The organism is Tropicibacter sp. S64 (assembly GCF_049803835.1).
In the GTDB taxonomy this organism is placed as follows: domain Bacteria; phylum Pseudomonadota; class Alphaproteobacteria; order Rhodobacterales; family Rhodobacteraceae; genus Pacificoceanicola.
In genome coordinates this window covers 121,483-144,337 of sequence record NZ_JBNAGK010000007.1, presented here as the reverse complement: position 1 = coordinate 144,337, position 22,855 = coordinate 121,483, and the positions used below count along the sequence as shown (strand labels likewise).

8 protein-coding genes are annotated in these 22,855 nt (G+C 65.4%); 5 read left to right on the top strand and 3 right to left on the bottom strand.

The window, feature by feature from the left end; all coding sequences use genetic code 11:
• Positions 1-407 precede the first annotated feature (407 nt).
• From ACP159_RS12930 to ACP159_RS12915, 4 genes are all read left to right on the top strand, one after another.
• A complete protein-coding gene (locus ACP159_RS12930) occupies positions 408-4,355 on the top strand; it encodes an autotransporter domain-containing protein (RefSeq protein ID WP_425100139.1) in 3,948 nt (1,315 codons plus the stop codon).
• Positions 4,356-4,618: 263 nt separating this feature from the next.
• Positions 4,619-5,170, top strand: a complete 552-nt coding sequence (locus tag ACP159_RS12925) for a hypothetical protein (protein ID WP_425100138.1) — start codon at positions 4,619-4,621, stop codon at positions 5,168-5,170.
• 213 nt (positions 5,171-5,383) lie between these two features.
• Positions 5,384-6,475 (top strand): carboxynorspermidine decarboxylase, encoded by a 1,092-nt coding sequence (locus ACP159_RS12920; RefSeq protein WP_425100137.1) that lies wholly within the window; start codon positions 5,384-5,386, stop codon positions 6,473-6,475.
• A gap of 54 nt (positions 6,476-6,529) precedes the next feature.
• Positions 6,530-7,777 (top strand): saccharopine dehydrogenase family protein, encoded by a 1,248-nt coding sequence (locus ACP159_RS12915; protein ID WP_425100136.1) that lies wholly within the window; start codon positions 6,530-6,532, stop codon positions 7,775-7,777.
• A gap of 480 nt (positions 7,778-8,257) precedes the next feature.
• Here ACP159_RS12915 and ACP159_RS12910 read toward each other — a convergent pair whose 3' ends face one another.
• The 3 genes from ACP159_RS12910 to ACP159_RS12900 form a co-directional block, all read right to left on the bottom strand.
• Positions 8,258-18,205 carry a hypothetical protein gene (locus tag ACP159_RS12910; protein WP_425100135.1) on the bottom strand — a complete coding sequence of 3,316 codons (9,948 nt, stop codon included), beginning with the start codon at positions 18,203-18,205 and terminating at the stop codon, positions 8,258-8,260.
• Between the two features lie 48 nt (positions 18,206-18,253).
• Positions 18,254-19,081, bottom strand: a complete 828-nt coding sequence (locus ACP159_RS12905) for a hypothetical protein (RefSeq protein ID WP_425100134.1) — start codon at positions 19,079-19,081, stop codon at positions 18,254-18,256.
• A 74-nt stretch (positions 19,082-19,155) separates the two neighbouring features.
• A complete protein-coding gene (locus ACP159_RS12900; protein ID WP_425100133.1) occupies positions 19,156-19,833 on the bottom strand; it encodes a hypothetical protein in 678 nt (225 codons plus the stop codon).
• Between the two features lie 617 nt (positions 19,834-20,450).
• On the opposite strand from ACP159_RS12900, the gene ACP159_RS12895 reads away from it, so the two are divergent.
• Positions 20,451-22,793: a DEAD/DEAH box helicase gene (locus ACP159_RS12895; RefSeq protein WP_425100132.1), complete on the top strand. Its 2,343-nt coding sequence runs from the start codon at positions 20,451-20,453 to the stop codon at positions 22,791-22,793.
• Positions 22,794-22,855 lie beyond the last annotated feature (62 nt).

The window sequence follows — 22,855 nt, the reverse complement described above, 5'->3', positions numbered from 1 at the left end:
ACAACCCCCGCAAGATGAAGTGGCCGCACCAAGCGTTAGCCCCTGTGGGTAACGCCCATATGACAGGCAGACCGATCTGCCGCGCCGCGTCCCGAGGCGCCACGTCGCCCGTATCCGCAGATTTAGGCTCCAGGACAGCCACGTCCACGGGAAAATGCGGGAGTCCAAAGGGTTGTCTTTGACAAACGACAGAAGAGCGTCGTAGCGTCACGACACGTGTGGGGCGTGTGGATCGACGACGGTTGCGGGGAATTGGGCCCGCTCCGGCCTGTCACGGGACACTCCGGTCAACACCATACCCTCGTGCCGCATCGCCTGTCCGGGCGCCCGACGACGCGACCCGGCGGCTCAAGGATTTGATGCGCCGCTCCGGCGTGTCTGGACAGATTATCGGGACCGACATTGTCATGGCAAAACCTTCCTTCGACACACGCAACCTCCTCGCTTCGACATCCACGCTGACCCTGTGCCTGCTGGCCTCCATGGCCGGGGCCGACACCAGATGGACCGGCGCGGTCAGCACCGACTGGTTCGATCCGGGCAACTGGACCAACGGCGTGCCCGTCGACACCATCGTCGACGATCAGGCGATCATCGACACGGTGACGCCCAATCCGACCACGATCACCGGCGCACCGGCGGTCGGCTTCGACGTCTTCGTCGGGGATGACGTCGATGGCGACCTGACCGTCAGTGGCGGCGCCACGCTCACCGTGAACGGCGTGACGGTGGCCTCCGACACGGGCACCGGGCAGCTGATCGTCACCGGCCCCGGCAGCGACATTACCGCCGCCCAGTTCATCAACGTCGGACAGGGCGGGACCGGGACCATGGACGTGCTGAACGGCGCGACCGTGAACACAGGGCAAGTCGCCCTGGGCGGCGATCCCTCGGGCAGAGGCTTCCTCGTCGTGTCCGGACCGGGCTCGCAGGTCAACGTGACAAATACCGGCAACAGCGCCTCATACATCGGACTCATCGGCCATGGCGAGCTGACAGTCAGCAATGGCGGCATGTATATCTCCGACGTGCCGCTCGGCGTGGCGCAGAACCCGGGCAGCACCGGGACCGTGATCCTCGATGGCGATGGCTCGCTGCTGCGGACCCAGAACCTCGCGGCGGGCAATACCGGCGTCGGCACGGTGACCGTGCGGAACGGCGCGGCGCTGCAAACCGGACAAGCCTTCATCGGGTCCTATGCCGGGGCGAACGGCCGTGTAACCGTCACCGGGCCGGGAACCACATGGGTCAACAGCATGACCAACGGAAACACCGGGCTGGCGATCGGTCCGGAAGGCACGGGGGTTCTGGAAATCCTGAACGGCGGCGACGTGCGCAACTTCGGACAGGTCCTCATCGGCAACACGGTTGGCTCCGACGGAACGCTGATCGTCGATGGCACCGGCAGCTTCTTCGGCAGCACGACGGATTTCCGCGTCGGCATCGAAGGCGACGGCGCCATGACCGTCTCCAACGGCGGTCTGGCCATCACCGGGACGGCAGGGTTTGCCGAGTCCATCGGAATCGGCTCCAGCGCCACCTCCACCGGCGTGGTCACCGTGCGCGATGCGGGCAGCCTTTGGGAGGTTCGCGACATCCTGCGGCTGGGCTTTGGCGGCAACGGCACGCTGAACGTGCTGGATGGCGGTCAGGTCCTTGTCGAAAATCTGGAGATGGGCACGCAGGCGGGCTCGCAATCCATGCTGACCGTCTCCGGCGCGGGAGCGCAGTTCGGCTCGACCGGCAGCAACATCAACAACATCGGCGGCGCGGGATCGGCGACGGTGATGGTCGCGGACGGCGGCCTCGCAGCCTTCGGCGGCTCGCTCTACTTCGGCGACGATCCGGGCGCGATGGTGGACGTGACGGTGACCGGCACGGGCAGCGGGTTGTCGACTGTGAACATCTACAACCAGCAACACGGCACCGGCACCGTGCGCATCCTGAACGGCGGCGAGCTTCGGGTCGGTGATTTCGGCATTGTCGGGGACGAGGCCGGATCGGACCAGACACTGATCATCGACGGCGCCGGCAGCCTCGCCACCGTGGTTGACAACCTCTACATCGGCTTCAGCGACGGTGGGAAAGGCGCGTTGCAGGTAAGCGACGGCGGCACCCTGACCGTGGACGGGCTGACCCTTGGCACCTTCGCCGGGTCCGAGGGCGAAGCGGAGATTTCCGGCGTCGGCACCTCGGTCAACAGCGCGGGCGGCGGGATCTCGGTCGGGGCCGATGGCACCGGCATGATGACGGTGCGCGGGCAGGCGCAGGTCAACACCAACCGCACCCGGATCGGGCGCGGTGTCGGCTCCAGCGGCAGCCTGACGCTGATTGGCCAGGGCACGCTCTGGACCGACACCGGCAACGTCTTCAACAACGGCACCGACGGCGTGCAGATCGGCGAGAACGGCACCGGCGTGCTGACCCTGCAATACGGCGCCACCTTCCGCCACACCGGCACCGGCGGCATGACGCTGGGCCAGGTGGGCACCGCCTCCGGCACGCTGAACATCGGCGCGGCGGCGGGGGATGCGGCGGTGGGCGCGGGCAACCTCGACGTCTCCAACCTGCATTTCGGCAACGGCACCAGCGTGCTGAACTTCAACCACACCGGCACCAACTACGTCTTCGACACCAACATGACCGGGCGGGGCACGATCAACCTGCTGGCGGGCACCACCGAATACACCGGCAACGCCGACGCCATGACCGGCTTCACCACCCTGAACGGTGGCAACCTGATCATGAACGGCTCCATCGGGACGGCGGTGATCGTCAACGACGGCACGCTGTCGGGCATGGGCAATGTCGGCAGCACCACCGTCAACGGCGGCACGCTGGCACCGGGCAACTCCATCGGCACGCTGACCGTCAACGGCGATCTGGTGCTTGGCGCGGGCGGCCTGCTCGATGTCGAGATCGACGCGAACGGCGCGTCCGACCTGCTGCTGGTCTCCGGCTCGGCGACGCTCGGCGGGACGCTGGCGGTGACGGCGCTGAACTATCCGACCGGCTACCCGACCAGCCAGAGCTACACGATCATCGACGCGGCAGGCGGCGTGAGCGGCACGTTTGCGCAGGTCACGGACACCCTGCCGGACGTGAACATCGTGGTTGCGGTGAACCCGAACGACGTGGCGATTTCCTATACGCGGGCGACGACGCCACCCACCACGCCGCCGACGACACCGCCCACCACGCCTCCCACCACGCCGCCGACGACGCCTCCTACGACGCCGCCGACGACACCGCCGACGACACCACCCACCACGCCGCCGACGACGCCACCCACAACGCCGCCGACGACGCCACCCACAACGCCGCCCACAACCCCCGGTGGCGGCTTCTCGGACAAGTCGATCCATCCGAACACCCTGCAGGCCGCAAGCCAGCAGATGGGCGCGTTCAACAGCGCCCTGCTCGCCCGGGGCAGCCTGAGCGCCGGGTTCGGCTTCCCGGACGATGCGGTGATGTCGACCAAGGGCGCGACGAAGCCGTATTTCGGCTGGGTCAGCGGCCTCGGTGCGCGGCACAACGTCGACGCTTCCAACGGCGCGAGCAGCTACGAGGCCAACACCTGGGGTATCGCGGCGGGCTACGAGGCGCGGCTTGACACCGATGGCGGGCCGGTGACGCTCGGCTTCGGCGTGGGCATGTCTCAGACCGACGTGACCTCCGGCCTCTCCTCCGCCTCCATCGACGCGGTGCAGATCGGCTTCTACGCCAGCCACAAGACCGGGCCGCTGACGCTCTCCGGGGCGCTCAGCTTCGGCAAGTTCGACTATGAGTTCGAGCGGGTCATCCCCATCGCCGGCAGCCCCAGCGCCAAGGCGAAGGGCAAGACCGACGGGCGCGGTTTCGCCGCCGCGATCCGGGCGTCCTACAACCTCGCCGAGCGCTACAAGATGTCGGAAAACCCGACCTTCTACCTCGCGCCCTATGTCGAGTTGAAGCATGTGAAGGCCGACATCGACGGCTTCACCGAAAGCGGCGCCGGGGTGCTCAACCTTGCCGTTCAGGATGACACTTACGAGCAGACCACCGTGGGCGTCGGCTTCGACATCGGCGCGACGCGGCGGATGCAGGGCGGCGGCTCGCTCCGGACCTTCGCCTCGCTCGGCTACGAGCATGTGCTGGGCGATCTGAGCACCACGACGACCTCCGTTCTGGCCACGGTCGGCGGCGCACCGTTCCAGACCGCCGGTGCGGGCCTCGGACGCGACCGCCTGCTGGTCGGCTTCGGGCTGGACGCCGACCTGGGCCGGGGCATGAGCGCCGACCTGACCTACCGCGGCAGCTTCTCGAAATCGGGGAGCGACCACGCGGTCTTTGCCGGGTTTACGTTCGAGTTCTGATTGGAACGGACAACGATGGAAGGGGCGGCCTCACGGGGCCGCCCTTTTTCGTCGGGTTGTGCGGTGCGGTGGGAGGGGCCGTGCAGGGCGGCCGGTCGGCAAACAAGGCGGTTCCGAAGAGACGACCGGGAGCCGGCTTTAATGGACGCCTGCCATGCGGGACATAGGGTGAATTCGCTGCGAATGCTCAAACGGCTGCTTTCTTGCGAACGCTGGGAGACTTAAAGTTGGCAAGACGCTCTCAAGCTTCATAGTGTAGCGACATGCAAAGCAACGAATTCAATAGTCTTTTCACTTCCGAGTTTGCCGAACCTCTAATAGAGCACGGCTTTCAAATGATTGGGCGTGGTAGCTCGATGCACCACATCGATGATACCCGCGAACTCCTCATCTTAAGGCAAGGCGGACGATTGGCGCGACAAGGAATGGCTCGGTCAGTGATCTGCTTCCGTCACACATTCTTGCGGCCCGTCAAAAGTGATGACCCCGCACAGCAGGTAGAATATGTCGAAGATTGTCCTCGGAAATTCACGTTTGACGATTTTGATGGATGGTCCCGCCGTTCTCCAAACTACCAGCCCGAAAATTCTGGGCGGTGGCGAATTCACGAAATCAATTATGCTGACTTAGGTCCAAGACAACTCAGCAGGCGCCTCAAGAAGCTTCGCACAATTGTCAGCGAACGCGTCCTGCCGTGGACAAAGACACTGTCGGAAGAAGGTGAGCTTTCGCAGATCAAGAAATTTGGAGAGAACGCTTGGTGTGAGCGGCGTTGGATTGAAGACTACGAGAATTTCCTTTCGCTCCGAACCTAATAGCTGCCTTTCGTTCGAAGCCCAGCACCCGTCACTCTGGGCTCCAAGCCGCCATTGCGCCCTGAACCCGCTCCGGTCTCACAGGCGCACCATCCACCGAGCACAGCCAACCTCCTCTTTTTGCCTCACCAAAGCCAAGAAAACATTGCCCTGACGCGTCATGGGCACTAGGTGCAGGGCCTGTCCCGGTTCCGTCCGCCCTGAGGCCCCGCCATGCACACGCCCTATTATCTGATCGACAAGTCCCGGCTGCTGCCGAACATGGAAAAGATCGCCAGACTGCGCGAGCAGTCCGGTGCGAAGGCGCTGCTGGCGCTCAAGTGTTTCGCGACCTGGGGGGTGTTCGATTTCATGTCGGAGTACATGGACGGCACCACCTCCTCCTCGCTCTTCGAGGTCAAGCTCGGGCGTGAAAAATTCCCCGGCGAGACCCATGCCTATTCCGTCGCCTGGGCGCCCGACGAGATCGAGGAGGTGCTGGCCTCGTCGGACAAGATCATCTTCAACACCGCGCAGCAGCTTGCCCGGTTCGAGGACGTCAGCCGGGGCCATACACGCGGCCTCCGGGTCAACCCCGGCGTCTCCACGTCGAGTTTCGATCTGGCGGACCCGGCCCGGCCGTTCTCGCGCCTTGGCGAGCATTCCCCGGAGGTGATCGAGCCGGTGGCGGAGCTGATCAGCGGCTTCATGTTCCACAACAACTGCGAGAACGCCGATTTCGAGCGGTTCGATGCGATGCTCGGCATGATCGAACAGCGCTTCGGCCATCTGATCCGCAAGATGGAGTGGATCAGCCTCGGCGGCGGCATCCATTTCACCGGCGAGGGCTATCCGCTGGACCGGCTGGCCGAACGGCTCAAACGCTTCGCGGGGCAGAACGAGGTGCAGGTTTACCTGGAGCCGGGCGAGGCGGCGATCACCAAGTCGACGACGCTGGAGGTGACCGTGCTGGACACGCTCTACAACGGCAAGAACCTTGCGATCGTGGACAGCAGCATCGAAGCCCACATGCTCGATCTGCTGATCTACCGCGAGAGCGCAAAGATGGACGAGCGCGGCGACCACGAATGGATGGTCTGCGGCAAATCCTGCCTTGCGGGGGACATCTTCGGCGAGTTCCGCTTTGAAAACCCGTTGAAACCGGGGGATCGGCTGTCCATTCAGGATGCCGCGGGCTATACCATGGTCAAGAAGAACTGGTTCAACGGGGTGAAGATGCCCGCCATCGCCATTCGCGAGCTGGACGGGACGGAGCGCCTGGTGCGCGACTTCACCTATGAGGATTTCGCGGCGGCGCTGTCGTGAAACTGTCGCCTTAGAGGCGCAAGGACTACCCGGAACGAACGGAGGCTCGATACGTTGAAGAAGAACGTGCTCATCATCGGCGCTGGCGGCGTCGCACAGGTCGTGGCGCATAAATGCGCGCAGAACAATGACGTGCTGGGAGAGATCCATATCGCCTCGCGCACGCCGTCGAAATGTGACGACATCATTGCTTCGGTGCATGAGAAGGGCGCGATGAAGACGGAGGGCGTGCTCGCCTCGCACGCGGTGGATGCGACGGACAGCGCGGCGGTGGCGGCGCTGATCCGGGAGACCGGCTGCCAGATCGTCATAAACGTCGGCACGGCTTTCGTGAACATGCACGTTCTGCAGGGATGCATCGACACCGGCGCGGCCTATATCGATACGGCCATTCACGAGGAGCCGGACCGCATCTGCGAGACGCCGCCCTGGTATGCCAACTACGAATGGACGAAGCGTGATCTCTGCGCGGAAAAGGGCGTGACCGCGATCCTTGGCGCGGGCTTCGATCCCGGGGTGGTGAACGCTTATGCGCGGTTTGCGATCGACCAGATGGACGAGGTCCGGAGCATCGACATCGTCGACATCAACGCAGGATCACATGGCAAGTATTTCGCCACGAACTTCGATCCGGAGATCAACTTCCGCGAATTCACCGGGGTGGTCTACTACTGGGAGGACCAGCAGTGGAAAGAGACGTCCATGTTCGCCTCCGGGCACGAGTGGGACCTGCCTGTGGTCGGCCCGTCGAAGGCCTATCAGTCCGGCCATGACGAGGTGCATTCGCTGGCGACCAACTACCCGCAGGCGGATGTGCGGTTCTGGATGGGATTTGGCGACCATTACATCAACGTCTTCACCGTTCTGAAGAACATCGGCCTGCTGTCGGAGCAACCGGTGACCACGGCGGAGGGGCTGGAGGTGGTGCCGCTGAAGGTGGTCAAGGCCTGCCTGCCCGATCCGGCCTCGCTCGCGCCCGATTACACCGGCAAGACCTGCATCGGCGATCTGGTGAAAGGGGTGAAGGACGGGGCGCCGGTGGAGTATTTCGTCTACAACGTCGCGGACCACAAGGAGGCGTTCGAGGAGGTCGGCAGCCAGGGGATTTCCTACACCGCGGGCGTGCCCCCGGTGGCGGCGGCGCTGCTGGTGGCCTCGGGGGAGTGGGACGCGAAGACGATGAAGAACGTGGAGGAACTGGACCCCGAGCCGTTCTTTGCCCTGCTCGACACGATGGGCCTGCCGACGCGGGTGCTGGTCGGCGGCCTCAAGGGCGACGACAAGAGCTGGACGGAGGTCTGACCGCCGGGACTCCCTCCCCTTTGGGGAGGGTTGGGGGTCCGGAGTGCCCGGAAAACCGTCCGGTGGACGGTTTTCAGCGAAGGACGGGCGAAGCCCCGGGGGGTGGAGAAGGACCGAAAAAGACACGCCAAACGCCCGCCGCGGCCATCTGCCGGACGGGGCGTTGCCCTCACATCTGCTGTCTTCAACACGAAGATCGGCGGCCGCCAGTCACGGAAAGCCTGTGCCGGGGTGTCACTCCCGGCCCTGTTCGCCTGATTAGATCGAACAGCCCCGAAGGGCTGGCCCTGCCCCGGCCTTGCCAAAGGGCCGCGCAGGGAGATCCGTATGTCTTCATCGGTACCGGGGGCGATCCTGCCCCCGGAGCGGTTAACAAGACCCTGCGGCACCGGACGGTGGGGTCCGGCGCCGGACTCCTGCAAAGAGTCCGGTCGGATTTCTTTCAAGACATCGCGGCGATTCCGAAACCGCCCCGCCCCATCACGCCCCCGGTGCCTTCACCGCCGTCAGCGTCAGCCGCAGGTCCGAGAGCCGCAGCAGCGGCAGCTGCGTCTTGCCGCTCTCCAGTTGAGAGAAGAGCGTAATGTCGAAGGACAGGAACGCCCCCTCCGGCGGCGCGTTCGGCGCGGTGCTCTGGCCCAGCGCGATGCCCTGCGCCGCGAACCAGTCGGCGATCACCGCCGCGAAGGGTTTCACCCCGTCCACCGCCGCCCCGTCCGACAGGCCGACCCAGCCGTCGATGGCCTCCTTCAGCCCGTCCACCGGCAGATCGAACGACCGCACCAGAACCACCGGCGTCAGCGGCACCAGGTCCACCGCCTGCTCCGACGTCCCGGACGGCCCGCCGATCGGGAAGCCGTAGCGCACGTCGAGCTTCAGCCGCCGCTTGTCCGGCACCGCTTGCGCGTCTGTCACGCGGGCGCTGGCAAAGGCCGCCTTGACCGCCTCCAGCCCCATCATCTCCTCCAGAAGCCGCTGGATGTAGATGCCGAGGTCCTGATCCGCGTCCGGCACCACGTTCGGCCAGATCTGGTAGATCGTGCCATTCTGGACGAAGGGCGTGACCGGGTTGGTCAGCAGCACCACCGGCGTCTGGTAGATGAAGTCGGGGTTCGAGAGCACCGTCCCCCCGGGATAGAGCTGCGCATTGCGGCGGGTGCCGATGCCGGAATTGGCGTTCTCGAAGGCCAGCGTGGTCAGCCCGTCCACCTGCACCTGATGCGTGACGAAATTGCCGTTGATCGGCGGCACCGGCGTGTAGGTGGTCGTTACCTCGCTCCCGCTGCCGCCCGAGACCTCGCCCTCATACGGCGCCATGGTCTCGGGGTTGAGCGCGGTGACGGTCTTCTCCCCGACCCATGGATTGGGCGGCGCGACCAGCGGATCGGGCACCAGCGTGATCTTGCGCTGATCCCCCTGCCCCGTCGCGATGTCGGTCACCACATCGCTTTCCAGCGTGTAGACCGGCCCGGAGGCGGTCGCATCGCTGAGGGTCAGGGCCGGCACCCAGTCCGAGTTGTTGGCCAGTTGCGTGACCAGCGTGGCGAAACTGCCCAGCGCATCCTCCGCGCCGCTTTCCGGCACCGGGTTCAGCTGGCCCTGCAACACCTCGTAGCCCGCGGTGAACCGCGCCAGCGCCTCGAAGAGGGTGTAGACCTCCGGCCCCTCTACCAGCGCCGCCTGCGTCTTGATCCCGGAGGAGAGGCTGGTGTTGTAGATCAGCTTGAGCGTGATCTCGTCCCGGCTAAGCAGCCGCGCCTGGTAGGTGGTGGTGTATTTCCACTGGGTCAGCTGCGCCAGCGAGGTCGGTTTCTTGACGATCACCCCGGCGGCCTGCTGGCCGATCATGGTCGGCGGCGTCGGGTATTCGCGGTAGGCCAGCGGGATGATGGTCTCGCCCATCGACGGCGCGACGGTGAAGGCGTTGATGAACTGCAGCCAGATCGACGGCGGCGCCTTTTCATCGTGTGTGCAGTAGTCCAGCGTGCGGCCCTCAAGGAAGACCTGCAGATGCGTGACCGCCCATTCGAGCGGGAATTGCGCGTAGGTTTCCTCCTCGATCTTCTGGTCGGTGACACCGTAGAGGAAGCTGGTGGTCGCCTTCTGCCCGCCGCTGCCCGCCGGGATGTCCACCCGCGCCGTGCCGAGGCCGAAGCCGCCGCCCTGCGCTTCGGGATTGCTCTGTCCGGAGGGGCGCTGCATCTGGCCGAAGAGTTGCAGGCGGTTGTTCATGGTCTCGGGCAGGGCCCCGGGGAAGCTGACATCGGTCTGCACGATGGTGTTGATCGCATAGGCACTGCCCAGCGCGGCCCGCATCTGCTGGGCCATGAGGTCCTGGCCCTGGCACAGGTCCGAGCCCTGCCCCTGATAGGTGGCGTCGTCCAGCAGCCAGCTTACCTCGTTGTCGGCATAGCGGTCGGCAATCGCCTCCCGCGCCTCGGCGATCTGGCGGTAGGCCGTCGGGGCCTGCGCGAAGCTGTTCGAGGCATTCTCCGCGCCGAGGATGGTGTCGATCGCGGCAAAGGCCCCGCGTGCCATCTGGTCGAGGTCGACATCGGAGAAGATCCGCGTTGCCGGGAGCGTGCCGAGACCCGGCAGGGTGTTCGGCATCGGCACCGTGCCGGAGCGCAGTTTCGTGCTCAACGGTTTCGGCGCGAGGTAGGCGCGGCGGGTCTGGCTGATCTGGAGAGTGGTGACATTGGTGGACACCGCCCAGAGACCTTTCGGCGTGGCCGCGCTGCTCTGCTCCGCCTCTGCCTTCACCTGCGGGGCCGGGACGATCACGCCCGAGGCATCGGCGGGGCCGGTGGCGAGGGTGAAGGCCGGGAAGGCGATGGAGAAGTCGGCGGCGAGTTGTTGCAGCGCCTCCGGATCGGACTGCGCCGGGACGGTGGTGAGCACGCGGATGGCGTTCTGGTAGTTTGCCGCCGTGACTTCGGGGGCGAGATAATCCGTGCGCTTGATGCCGAAATCGACAGAGATTTCAAAGACAAGCGGCAAGTCCGTCGTGGCCCCCGGCACGGTGATGCTGAGCGTCGCGCCGGGCAGGTCACCCACCGTTCCGCCGGTCAGGTAGGTCTCCACATCGGAGATCATCGAGAGCACGGCGAGCGTCTGCGGGCCGTCCAGTGCGATGTCGGAGCCGCTGCTGTCGAGGTTGGTGCGCACGAACATCTGCGCCGCCGCGTCGCCGTTCGGCCCCTTGGCCGTCAGCTGGTCGAAGACGGTGCGGTACAGCTCCGCCGTGGCCAGTGCGCTCTGCGAGCCGGGCTGAGGCAGCGCCTCCTTCGATGGACAGAGGTAGACGCTGAGCACACCCGGTTTGGCGACGGCATTATCGGCCAGTCCGCCCGCGTCCAGTGCCGCGCAGGTGGTGTTGTCCGTCGGGCTGGACCAGGCGTTGAAGTCGAAGACCGAGCGGATGCCGGACCAGTTGCCCAAGGGCACGAGGTCGTCGAACATCAGGTTCGCCTGATCGGTGACCACCGGCTTGGCCGGGCCGAAGCTGTTGCCGAAGGCGTCGACGATCATCGCGTTGACGCTCGCCGTCTCACCGATGGAGGCATAACGGTTGACCTCGGCCGCGCCCTGCGGGTTGTCCGTCGCCAGCTTGTAGAGCGGCACGAAGAGCCGCCATGTCTGGGTCGGGTCGGCCTCGTCCGGTTTCTGCGGGCCGGAGGGGACCGACAGGCCGGAGGCACGGAAGCCGGTGCTGCCCGGAACCTGATAGGCGATGAGGCTGTAGAGGCTGGCAAGCTGGTCCATGACCGTCTCGCCGGTCGGCTCCGTCCGGGTCAGCTCGAACCCGAGGGTGCCGGCGGCGGTGGAGACGTAAGGCGTCTCGTCCGCGGCCTCAAGGGTTTCGGCGTAGTAGAGCCGGTCGTTGGTGGTGTTCTGCAGCACCGCCGCATTGGCGTAGACCGGGAGGCTGTAGGCCGCGCCGTTGGGCGTCAGGTTCAACTCGAACAGGAAGGTGACCGGCGCGAAGGTCTGCGAGCCGAAGAGGGCATCGGGCAGGCCCTTGCCCGTGCTGTCCTCGAAGGTGAGGAAATAGCCGGTCTGGTTGGTGACGCTGGCCTGTTCGAGGATCTGCAGGAAGCCGGTCGGATCATCGGCGTTGGCCCCCACGGCGACGGTCTGCTCGGCGGTCAGGGCCAGGGCTTCGATCGTCGCGGGCGGAACGCTTTGCGTGGTGGTGTTGGTGCGCAGCACGAAGAGCTGCTTCGCCGCCGGGTCGGAGACGAGACCGCCCTCATTCTGCGCCGTCTGGTAGAGCAGTTTGACGTTTTGCGTCGAAACCGTGCCCGCCGTCAGCGCAGCGAGCAACTCGCGCATCGCCGTCTGCTGCGTCAGGTCCGCCGCGCCGAGGGCGTAGGTGGTGCCGAGGAACTGCCCCTCGCCCGCCGGAACCTTGCGGATCGTCATTTCGATCTGCAGCGCGAAGGTGGTGTCGGCGGTCGGGAACGGCACGGTTGTCTGATCGTAGGCCTTGGCCGTCTCGCGGCTGTTCAGGCTGACCGACAGTGGCGCGGAGGCCTTGAGCGCAGTCAGCATGGAGGCGGAGAAGGGCCGCAGCGATTGCGCCGTGCCGCCCGCCGGGGTCCAGGTGATCGGGTTGGCGAGGGCAAAGGCCTGCGGGCCGGTTTGCAGCACGGGGATCAGGCTGAGGTTGCCCGGAACGGACAGGCTGCTGCCAGAGACGGCGTAGGGCGTGACATCGGCTGTGGTCACTTGCCATGTCGCATCCACGGTCAGCCAGGGCTGGTTCGCATCCGCCGCGAGCGTGACGCTGTAGTCCGTGGTCGCCCCGACGGGGAACTCCTGCCAGATCAGCGCGTAAAGCGGGTTGGTCGGCTCAAGTGCGCCGTTCGGCACCTCCATGCCGGTGGTCTGCGGCAGGCGCAGGCCGGAGCGGAAGAACTGCGCCATCTGGCCCGCCACGGTGCGCAACTCGCCCGCCTTGACGGCGGCGAGGTAGAGATCGGAGAGCTTGCCGCTGGCGAGATCGGCGTTCTGCATCTGCGTCAGCACGCCATTCAAGGTGGAGCGCACCACCGCCTGGAACCAGTCGAGGAACATGGACTGGATCAGCGGCACGGTGCTGTCCGCAGTCGCGGCCAGTGTCTCGGTGTCCGCGTCGCGTGTGATGTTGGTGTAGAGCTCGTTGAAGTAGTCCTGCAGCGTGGTGTCGATCCAGTCCTGCGAGACGTTGCTCTTGGACGAGAACAGATAGCTGAGGTCCGTATCGCGCCCCGAGGTGGTCAGGGTCAGGAACGGCGGCATCGGGAAGATGGTGGCGTATTTCTCCTCCTTGTCGGCCTCGGCCATGGTGCTGTCCGCCGGGGGCGGGGTGGTGACGGCGAGGGTGAACATCTTGCTAAGGCCGGTCAGCAGCCCGTCATAGGTCAGCCCGCCGACCAGAAGATCGGGGTTCTGGTTCAGGCTGTTGACCTGATCCTGCGTCACCTCCGCGTCCCAATTGGCGAGCCCCAGCGCGCCGTTCAGGGACCAGGCCAGCATCTGCGCCGCGAGGGTCTCGAAGGGCTTCAACGTCTCCAGCGTCGCTTGCGCCGGCTCGGCGAGGTATTCCATCGTCAGGGAGACCGCGAACCACGGCGTTCCGGTGGCGGCGGGATCGGTCCAGACGGTGGTGTATTCCGGGGTCATCCAGCTGGCGAGCGCCTTGTTCAGCCCGGTCTGCAGCGGGAAATCCGGGTTCCACGGATCGGCGGCGAGCGCCATGAGAGTGCTGCGGGCGGCCAGCGCCTCGACATGGGCGGCGCTGTTCTGGGAGATGAGTTTCCACTCGAAGCGGAAGCTGGCCTTGAAGGAGAAGCTGATCGAGATGGAGAAGAAGAACAGCTTGATCTTGACGCTGACGGAGACACTGACGCTGGCCTCCACGTAGAGCAGCAGATCGCCGCCGAGGCCGGCTTCAAGCAGCAGTTGCATCCCGACGGAGGCCTGAATCCGGACGTTCACGCTGGCCTTGATGATGACGAAGTCGAGCGAGCCATAAAGCTCGCCGATCACCCCGAACTGGCCTTTCAGGGCCAGCGCCTTGGGATCGGTGAGCCATTTCACCACGTCCTCGTTGTCCTTGAGGGCGTAATAGCCGACCGCCCCCTCGATGATGCCGAAGAAGGTCAGGCTGACCCCGGCCTTGAGCGGACCGGCGGTGAAATTCTTGCCCACGCCGAGCCGGGCCGCGAAGCCGGCGGCGAGGATGGTGGTGTAATCCTTCGCGGTGAAGGTGTCGTCTGTGGCGGAGCTGAGCTTGGCGATGTAGAAACCGCCCGAGCCGGTGACCGGGATCGGCCCGGCGAAGGCCTCCACCCGGAAGCTGACGGACCAGTCGTCATTGGCCGGGAAACCGAGGTCGATCTTGAAATCGCTGTTGGTGTAGATCGAGAGTTTCAGCGCCGGGAGCGTCAGGCTCGCCGCGCCCGCCTGGAAGGTGCGCAGCACGTCCGGCAGGGTGAAGTTGATGAAGAACAGGCCGACGTCGTCGCTGATCTTGGTATAGGTGATCTCGAACGAGAGCCCCTTGATGCTGCCCTTGGTGATGTAGATCTTCAGCGAGTAGAACGGCGTGTCGTCGTAGAAGACGAAGCCGAGGCCGATCACGTCGAGCAGCACCACGTTGGACACCACGATCCAGCCGCCATCGGGCTTGTAGACCTCGGCATAGTTGCCCTTCTTCACCGCGTCCCAGAAATCCGTACGCATGAAGGTCAGGAATTCGTCGAAGTTTTTCAGTTTCTTGTCCGGGCCGACGCGTTGGCCGACGCCGAAGTAGTCGAGCTTGATGAGGCTGGAGCCTTCGTCGTCATCGGCGAGGAACTGCGTGGGTGCCTCTGCCAGCTCGTAGCGGCGCACCTCCTCCGTGACCTGCTTGCGCGAGGCATCTTCCAGCGCCTTCATCGGCCCGTCCATGGAGACCGCTTCGGCCTTCTTCTCCGGGTCCTGCGCGTTCAGGGCGGCGATCCAGCCGATCTTGTCCTCGCCCTTGGTCGGCGCAAAGAGCGCGAGGTCGAAGAAGACATTGCCCGGCGGAATGCGGGTGCCGAGAATCTCCATGTAGGACTTGTGCATCGCCAGAACGAGCAGCTTGGTGCCCGGCTCTGCGGCGTTGTCCACGTATTTCAGCTGGAACAGCTCGATGGCGATCTTCAGCACGCCCTCGATGGTGATTTCCAGCTTGCCGTCCGCCTCCGGCATCTGCACACCGAAGACCAGCGCGTTGGGGTTTTTCCCCGTCGCGGGCTGCCAGCCGAGGATGATGGAGAACTTGAACGCCGAAAGGTCCCCGACCAGACCGCCGAGGCTGCCGAGATCCAGATCGAAGATCAGGGCGAAGTTGAACTCCGGGCTGGTGTCCACGTCGCCGAAACCGTCGAGGCTGATCCCGAAGTAGTCGAGCGAGGAGATGCTCTGGCCCTTCTCCGAGTAGAGGAAACTCTTGAGCTTGAACGGCAAGAGCGCCAGCAGGCTGTCGTCATTGTCGCGCTGTTTCGTCTCGCCGAAGTCGAAGCGCAGGTTGCCGGGGGCGAAGCTGAGCGTGAGGTTCTGCGTTTCCGGGGGCTGCGGCGCGGGTTGCACGATCAGGTCATAGCCCATCTCGATGCCCAGATCGGCGAAGGACAGCTTTTCGAAGCTGAACATGTCGAGGAAGTCGAGCTGGTTGAACTCCATGCTGCCCCAGATGCCGAAACGCGAGGAAATGCGGCTGGTGTTCGAGCCGCCCTCCTCCTCGGTGGTGGCGGAGAACTGGACTTTGTCGAAGGTGATCTTCTTGAGGTAGGTGTTGTCCTCGAAGGTGAATTCGTAGGTCTTCTTCGCCACGAAGGAATAGGTCTGCGCGCCCTCGTGCTCGGAATAGCTGCCGTTGATCTTGATGATGTTGTCGTCGCCCTCGTCGGCCTCAGCCCCGCCGATCTGGCCAAGGTTCACGCCGACGGCAAAGAGGTTGTTGACCGTCAGGTCCACCTCCGCGTCGAAGCTGGCGAGCGCGTTGTTTTCGAACAGGGCACGCAGGTAGATGACCTTGAAGCCATAGCAGGTCAGGCCATTGGCGCCGCAGGGGTAGATGCTGTCCAGCACGTCGAGATCGAGCGCCAGATGCTCTTGCGAGCGGGTTTGCAGCGAGGTGTTGCTGCCGCTGCCCGGGTCCTCGTAGTCGACAAGGCCGAAGATCGAGCTGGAATCGAGCGAAACCTCCGCGCCGTTTCCGGTGTCGGAAATCGACACGCCGACGTGGTGGGCGCGGAAGGCGGCGATGTTGCTCTTGCCTTCCGCATCCACCATGCCGCCCATCAACGCCTTGATGACGGCGGGCAGATCCTGCAGGTCGAGCGCGGTGTTCAGCGCGAGAATGCCGGTGAAGTTCGGATCGTTCACCACCTTCACGAAATTGGCGTAGATCGAGGTCTGACCCTCGTCCTTCACCTTCGTCTCGGCAGCCTCGATGAAGTCGAGGATCTGTTGTTGCCGCCCATCCGGGTCGGAACAGAAGGTCAGCGGGTCCTCCCAGATCGCCTGCTCCTGCGCCAACTCCTTGATCGACTTGTCGCGGAAGAACTTGACGATCAGGATGGGGGATTCCGCCTGCGATGCCCCTTGCAGGCGCAGGTCAAAGAACCAGTCGGACAGCTCCACCGTGGCGTCGGTCTTGCCGAAGGTGAACAGCGGCGCCCCGTCCACCGTGTCCCGGTCGATCACGAGGAAAACCTGGTTCTGGTAGAAGGCGGCGCGGATCGCGTCGCCCATGTCCTCGAACCGCAGGACCTGGTCCTTGCTGGCCCCGCTCAGGGCAAAATTCGTCTGCTCCCAGACGTTGTCCTGACTGAAGCCGCCGACGAGGCCGAGAGGGGTCATGTTGTTGGTCAGGATGTCGGAAATCGCGGTTTTGGACCGGATCATCGGCGCGAAACTGCGCGCCGGGTTGGCATTGCTCAGCACCTGCCGGCGGGCGGGATTGATGCTCTTGCTCTCCGCCTGCTGGAAGGGCGCGGCGGTTTTGTCGTCCAGCCCCGTGAGGCCGCCATAGGGCACCATCGGCACCAGCGGGCTTGGCGTCAGGGCCATCTCGCTGCCCTGCGCGGGCCAGGCCGGGATCGGCATGAACCTGAGCTTGTAAGCGGTGGTCGGCGGGGTTTCGGCGGTTGCCGCGCCCGATCCGGAGCCGGAGCCGGTTGGCGGAACATAGGCGCCGCCGGTCTGCCCGTCATCCTCGAAGATCGGGCTGCCCTGCGGCTGGCTGAAATAGATCGGCTGCGCCCCGGCGGAGGTCACGCTGATCCAGGAGGTGGTCGCCTTGTCCGAGAGGTACTGCGCGGGCACCGCCGGGGTGTCCTGCGTGGCGGGCTTTGCCGGGATGGTTTCGAGGAAGGCCTTCTGCAAAGGCGCGAAATCCAGCACGTCGCCATTGGCGAAGGAGAACACCTCCGTCGAGGAATAGCCGCAGATCAGGTTCCCGGTCGTCGCCCCGCCGCTCTGCGACAGGGACATCGCCCCCATCGGCGTGAGGTAGTAGGCCTGCCCCTGCCCCGTCGCCGTCACCGGCCTGTCGGCCAGCACGAAGCGCGTGGTCACGCCTTGCGGGCCACTGGTGGGCGCAAGGCTGACCTGGCGGCCGAGCGTGGTGGTGAAGGCGCTGGCGAGGGTGGTGTCCGCCATCTCGAAGAAGCAGCGCTTCGGATCGAGCGGCAGCGCCGGGTCGACGTAGGCGGTCAGCCGGACGCGCCCGCCCGCCGCTCCGCCGGAGAGCAGCATCGGGTAGCGCAGCGCGGTCAGATCGCCGCCGCCGGTCGCCGGACCGAAGTACATCGGGCCGGTCTCGAAGGCCGCCTGTTCGGACAGGGTCAGCTCCAGCCCGGTGCGCAGCGTGCCCGGGGCCTGCCCGGTCAGCGGGATATAGAGATCCGTGACCGGCGAGATGACCGTTTCGGCCCCGCCCGGCGGCGTCGGACGCCAGGTGACGGTGATCCCGCCCCCGACCTTGAGATTGACGATGCGGAACTCGGATGTCGCGTTGTCATAGCTCACCGCCACCCGCTGGCTCGACGGCTGCATGACCCGGAAGGTGATGTTGCGCAGCACGAAGTCGGTGCCGCCGTTGAGCGTTTGCTGCCCGCCGGTGCCCGTCACCTCCAGGAAATTCAGCGCCTTGCCGTCCGAGCCGAAAAAGCCGAACCGGCGGTTGGTGCCGCGGAACTGGTCCTTCATCGCGCTCGCGAACCCGGCCCAGTCGCTGCGGGTCTGCGCCGGGAAAAAGACATAGAAGCTGTCGGCGATCAGGAAACTGCTGGCCAGGTCGATGGAGGACTGTGGCACGTTTCCGTACAGCATGACACCAAAGGTCGCGTCCTGCGGATTGTCCGGATCGACAAGGTAAAGGCCCGTGCTGCCCAGCGGCTTGAGTTCCATGACGTGTTCCTCTCCCTGTCTGGCCGGACGCGCTGCGGCGCCAAGGCCCTAAATCGAGTTGCCGGGCCCCTTGAAGAGCCGCGAAAGGCCAAGCGGCCGGGCCATGGCGCGAAGCCCCCGTGCCCCCGTGACGAAAAGCGCCTGCAGGACCGAGAGGCCTTGCAGGGCGATCTGCGCATCCGCCGCGTTCGGCGCACTGTCCGCCGCCATCCACACCACCGTCTGGCCGTTGCCCTGCACGGTGTTGGTGGACCAGCTCTGCTTGGCGATCTTCTGGACCGTGACCACGCCCTTGGTCTGGGCCGTGGGGCCGACCTTGTTAAGCTGTCCGTCATAGAGGCCGACGCTGTTCACGTTCAGCACCCGCACCGCCGCCGCGGCCATCTTCATCTGGATGCTGACAAATTGCGTTTTCGGACTGGTCAGGCTGAGCTGCGACCAGCCCGCTGCCGGGATCGCGTCATACCGCGTATACTTCTGAAACGGGTGCAGCTGCCCGTCGGCGGGAAGCGGACCGGCGGAGATCCCGTTGGTGTTGGCGGGCATCGAGACGCTGACCATGAGCGCCGCCACCGTCGCCGTGCTCGTCGCGCCGAGCGAAATCGTGAGGAACTCCGTGTCGTCGCCAGAGACGAAGACCATCGCCGGAACGCCTGCGTCGCCGGTGGTGCCGGGCAACGTGATGGTGCGGGGCGGATAGGAGTTGCTCCAGACCACGATCACATCCGCATTCTGATCGTGCTGGGCGGTGTTGTAGAGCAAGGCGACATACAATTCTCCCTTGGTCAGCGCGGCACAGCGCGCGGATGTGCCGGCCTGAAGCGTCAGCAAACGGCCATCGTTCCAGTCAATCGTCGAAGCGTCGGTCTCCTGCATCGGGCACGGGCCGGGGCGCGCTCCCGCGCCCCAACCCCGCCAGCCTTGTCCGGATCGGCGGAGGTCCCGCCGGATCAGATGGATTGCATGGCGATCGTCGCGTCGTCCGAATTGTCGGCGCTGTCGGCGTTCATCCAGACGTACTGCTGTCCGTTGCCCTGGAACTGGGTCATGATGCTCTGGATGGCCGAGGTCACCGGCTCGACCACGCCCTTGGACTGGGCGGTCGGCCCCATGGAGACCACCTGCCCTTCGAGCAGACCGTTCGAAGACTCGTTCACCACGAAGACCTTGGCCTTGGCGTTCTGGAACTGCACGGAAATGAACTGGGTCACCGAGCTCTTGATGGTGAGCTGGTGCCAGGCAGCGGTCGGCACCGCGTAATAGCGGCGGTACTTGTCGAACGGATGCGGCGCCCCGTCCGAGGGCAGCTGTTCATTGTCGAGACCGGCGGTATTGACCGGCATGCTGACGCTGCCGAGCCAGATCTCCACCTGTCCCATCGGCGAATTCGTCGGCATCGAGACGGAGACCGTCTGGGTGTCCGAACCCGAAACGAAGCCGAGCGAGGCCAGACCGGCGTTCGCCGTGGTGCCCGGCACGGTGATCTTCTGCGGCGGCTGGCTGTTCGACCAGTTGACGAAGATGTCGGCATTGGTGGCATTCTGAGCCGAGTTGTAGATAAAGACCGCGTAAAGCTGACCATCGTTCAGCGTCGTGCAGGTGGCGGTGTCGCCAGCCCTGAGGGTCATCCGTTGCCCGCCATTCCAATTGATGGCTCCCTGCGGAAGAGTAAGCAAAACCATGTGTTTGAGTCCCTGTTGTTATCATGTCGAGAAGACGTAAAAGCGTTCATTCAGATACGCCGATACCCGCTTAGCGTGATAAACCTTAGGTAGATATTTTCACGCTGAGCAAGAAAACAATTCTCAAAAAAAGGCTTGCCACGGCTGACGTGGCCCGCGCCAACGTCAAGCCTGCGCCCTCGCTCAGCGCCGCACGTCCGATTAACCGTCTGGAAAGGTTGGCGAAGGATTGCCGCAGCGTCAGCCAAAACGCCGACAGACCGATTCGAACTGCGGACCAAAAAGTTTCCGTGATCGTCGGGCAGCGAAAGGGAATTGCAAAACCGCGGCTGGCAAACCCTATCCGAAAGAGACAATATTCAATGATTCAAGTGTGATACAGATCACAATTCGAAATCCGTCCGTGTGAGTCCCAATGACGAATCGCGTGCGATTCGCGGGTGCGCCGCCGCCGTGTGACCGGCCTTGACGCGCCGGGCGCAATGAATGGATGGACAGCGGCACGGGATTGCTCTATCGGCTGTCTCTTTCCGACTCCTCCCCCTGCCGCGGACACCCTCACCATGATCTCCACCCTCACCGATGCGCTTGCCGAGCGCGGTTTCGACCAGTTGACCGACGTGCAGATCGCCGTCACGGAGGACAATCTGAAAGGGTCGGACCTTCTCGTTTCGGCGCAGACCGGATCGGGCAAGACCGTGGGTTTCGGCCTCGCCATCGCGTCGACGCTGCTCGGCGAGGACGCCCGGTTCGGCCCGCCCGCCCTGCCGCTGGCGCTGGTCGTGGCGCCGACGCGCGAACTGGCCATGCAGGTGCAGCGCGAGTTGGAGTGGCTCTATGGCAAGGCCGGCGGGCGCATCGCCGCCTGTATCGGCGGCATGGACGCCCGCACCGAGCGCCGGGCGCTGGAGCGTGGCGCGCATATCGTCGTCGGCACTCCCGGGCGTCTGCGCGACCACATCACGCGCGGCGCACTGGACCTGTCGGACATCCGCGCCATCGTCCTCGACGAGGCGGACGAGATGCTCGACCTCGGTTTCCGCGAGGACCTCGAGTTCATGCTCGGCGAGGCGCCCGAAGAGCGCCGCACGCTGATGTTCTCCGCCACCGTCTCCCCCGCCATCGCGAAGCTGGCGGAGCAGTACCAGAAGGACGCGGTGCGCGTCTCGACGATCTCGGGCAAGGAACAGCACGCCGACATCTCGTACCAGGCGGTGCAGGTTGCGCAGCATGACACCGAGCACGCGATCATCAACCTGCTGCGCTTCCATGACGCGCAGACCGCCATCGTCTTTGCCAACACCCGCGCCGCCGTCGCCCGCCTGACCGCGCGGTTCGCCAACCGGGGGTTCTCCGTGGTGAGCCTGTCCGGCGAGCTGTCGCAGGACGAACGCAGCCACGCGCTGCAGGCCCTGCGTGACGGCCGCGCCCGCGTCTGCGTCGCCACCGATGTGGCCGCCCGCGGCATCGACCTGCCGAACCTCGGCCTCGTGATCCACGCCGACCTGCCCACCAACACCGAAGCCCTGCTGCACCGCTCCGGCCGCACCGGCCGCGCCGGTCGCAAGGGGCTCTCCGTGCTGATCGTGCCGGACAAGGCGGTGAAGAAGACCGAGCGTCTGCTGAAATGGGCGAAGATCGACGCCGAGTGGACCTTCGCGCCCTCCGCAGAGGAAATCCTCGCCGCCGACGAGCAGCGCCTGCTGTCCGATGCGGTCTGGAACGAGGAAATCCCGGAACAGGACGCCGCCTTTGCCGCGACGCTTCTGGAGTTGCACGGGGCGGAGAAGGTCGCCGCCGCCTGCCTGCGGCTGTTCCGCGCCAACCTTTCCGCCCCCGAGGAGCTGAACAAGCCGGGCGAGAAATCCTCGGGCCCTCGTGAGGAATTCGGCCCGGCCGTCTGGTATGCGCTCAGCGTCGGAAGGGACAGCGGCGCCGAGGCCCGTTGGCTGCTGCCGTTGCTCTGCCGCATCGGCAACCTCGACAAGTCGCACATTGGCCGCATCCGTGTGCTGGGCAGCGAAACCTTCGTCGAGATCCGCGAAAGCGCCGCGCAGGGTTTCCAGAACCAGCTTGGCCCGAATGGCCTCCTCGAGAACGAAGTCCATGCCACCCGGCAGGACGGCGAACCGGCGGTAATCGCCGCCTCCGCCCGTCGCGGGCCGAAGCCCGCCGGTCCCGGCAAGCCGCACCGCAAGGGTCCGCGCGAGGACGGCGACCGCCCGCGTGCGCGGCGGGAACAGGCTCAGGACGGACCGGCGAGCGTCGAAGCCTCCGAGGCACCGGCGCCCCGTGACGACCGAGAAGACCGCCCGCGCAAGCCGCGGGACGAGGCCCCACGCGAGCGCAAGACGTTCGGAGACAAGGAAAAACCCTTCCACAAGCGGGACGACGGCGAGCGCCCCCGAAAGCCGCGCGGCGATGAAGACGGCGACAACCGCCGCCCCTTCAAGCGCCCGGCCCGCGACGACGACGCCCCGCGCAAGAGCTTCGGCAGGAAGCCCGAGGGCAAGTTTGGAAAGGGCGAGGGCAGACCCTGGGACAAGGGCGAGAAGAAGCCTTATCGGGACGGTGACAAACCGCGCCGCGACGGCGACAAGCCCATCCCCAAAGACGGCGACAAGCCGTTCCGCAGGGCGGGTGACAAGCCATTCGACAAGGACGGCAAGAAGCCGTTCCGCAAAGACGGCGACAAGCCGTTCCGCAAGGACGGGGCGAAACCTGCCCGGGATGGTGACAAGCCGTTCCGCAAGGAGGCTAGCAAACCCGGCGGCAAACCCAAACCCGCCTTCGCCGCCGACCCGTCGAAGCGCGTCGAGCGCCCCGGCGCAGCCAAGCCGAAAGGCAAGGGAAAGCCGCTGAACCGCGGCGGCGACTCGCCCCTGCGCCGCAAGCCGAAGGCCTGAACCATCAGGCCTCTTGCCCTTGGCGTGCGCCTCGGTTAAACGACCTCACACGGCGGCCCTGA